This window comes from Mesorhizobium sp. M7A.F.Ca.MR.362.00.0.0 (assembly GCF_004023175.1).
Lineage (GTDB): Bacteria > Pseudomonadota > Alphaproteobacteria > Rhizobiales > Rhizobiaceae > Mesorhizobium.
In genome coordinates this window covers 1-310 of record NZ_RZTF01000979.1, presented here as the reverse complement: position 1 = coordinate 310, position 310 = coordinate 1, and the positions used below count along the sequence as shown (strand labels likewise).

Sequence of the window (310 nt, the reverse complement as noted above, 5' to 3'; positions counted from 1 at the left end):
GCCCCACCAAGCGCCCCACCGATCGCATATTTACCCAATACGCCCGATGTCGCCGAGCCGCCGACACCACCACCGCCGCCGATCGAGTTGGCGCTGATACCATACGAATCGGCGCCGTCGGTCACGATCAGGCTCCGGTTGGTAACAGAGACCGTGCCGCCATTGCCGGCACCACCCGCGGCGAGGCCGATCGCCGCGCCGATGCCGACGGACGTCTCGCCTTCGCTGCCTCCGCCAACGATCTCCTCGTCGGTCGAAGCCGCGCCGCCGCCGCCGCCGCCGCCGCCGACCGACATCGCCAGGATACCGA

The 310-nt window shown here is 70.0% G+C and carries 1 pseudogene; it reads right to left on the bottom strand.

Going from position 1 to position 310, the window contains the following annotated elements:
• Positions 1-310, bottom strand: a pseudogene (locus tag EOC06_RS38765) (hypothetical protein); the annotation flags it as partial.